This window comes from Oleiphilus sp. HI0043, assembly GCF_001634935.1.
Map to the genome: position 1 here is coordinate 1 of NZ_LWEY01001602.1, position 1,075 is coordinate 1,075.

The 1,075-nt window shown below is 41.2% G+C and carries 2 protein-coding genes; both read left to right on the plus strand.

Annotated elements, in window-relative coordinates; translation table 11 throughout:
- The first annotated feature begins 169 nt into the window (after positions 1 to 169).
- Positions 170 to 661 (plus strand): hypothetical protein, encoded by a 492-nt coding sequence (locus tag A3729_RS23970; RefSeq protein ID WP_068633771.1) that lies wholly within the window; start codon positions 170 to 172, stop codon positions 659 to 661.
- A 51-nt stretch (positions 662 to 712) separates the two neighbouring features.
- Positions 713 to 1,075: response regulator (locus A3729_RS23975; protein ID WP_156498102.1), on the plus strand; the 363-nt coding region annotated here is incomplete at its 3' end.

Here is a 1,075-nt window from a genome sequence, read left to right on the forward strand (position 1 = left end):
ACGAAGATTATTTAGAGTTGGAGTTAGTGAAGTACTTCTAAAATTAGTGATTTTATGTCTAACTTAAATTTATTTATGTTTTTTTGTTGGTAAAGCTCGCTATATTGCTGTGATGACATACACTTTTGTTAAGTGCTGTGTAAATTGTAATTGAATGTTGAGAAATGCCATGTCTACTTTTATCTCATCTCCGAGTTCTAGCGCTGAAGGCGGGAGCCGCGTAGAGACAACCAATTTTGTGATCGATGCAAAGCACGATATCTTGACGATCGATATGCTTGGAACATGGAATGAGGGGAATACCTTAGACTATGTCGCTAGTTACAAACGCTTGGTTCACCGCTATTTTACCCGAGAGTGGGCTTGTGTGATCAACTTGAAGGGCATGGATATGCTTCTATCCGAGTCGTTTCAAATCGAAACACTAAAGGCGCTTAATGCTTGGTCTTATATTAAAGGAATGAAGGCTATTGCTGTTGTATTTAGTAGCAATAACCGAAGTCACTTGCTCTATCAGTTCGAAGAAATATTCAAGGTTAAGCACCCCTATGCAACGTCGGTATGCTTGAGTGAATTTGAAGCTTCTCAATGGCTTGATTCTCAGGGGTTTAAGATGAAAACCTTGAATTCGTCACCAAAACTAACAAGCATTGCTGTATAATCTCCGCGTTCATTGTCTAACAATTCTAGTTGCTTTCGCGGGTGATTTATTTTGATAAAAGTCTTAGTCGTTGATGATCATGATCTGATTCGTGCAGGTATTGCGCGTATGTTGCTTGATGACGGTGCGATTGAGGTAGTCGGTGAAGCATCTTCTGGTGAAGATGCTTTAAGCAAAGCGCGCGAACATTCCCCTGACGTTGTCTTGATGGACCTCAAAATGCCCGGCATTGGTGGGCTAGAGGCAACACGAAGGCTAAAGCGTCAAAATGAGCAAACAAAAGTCGTAGTTGTAACAGCTTGTATTGATGATCCTTACCCAAGCCACGTTTTAGAATCGGGTGCTTCGGCATATGTTTCGAAGAACAGCCATATTTCTGAGATGATCAAGGCAATCAAGCAAGTTCATAGCGGC

What these genes read in the sequence shown, in the direction of transcription:
- A3729_RS23970 (WP_068633771.1), top strand. Translation starts at nt 170, where the DNA reads ATGTCTACTTTTATCTCATCTCCGAGTTCTAGCGCTGAAGGCGGGAGC.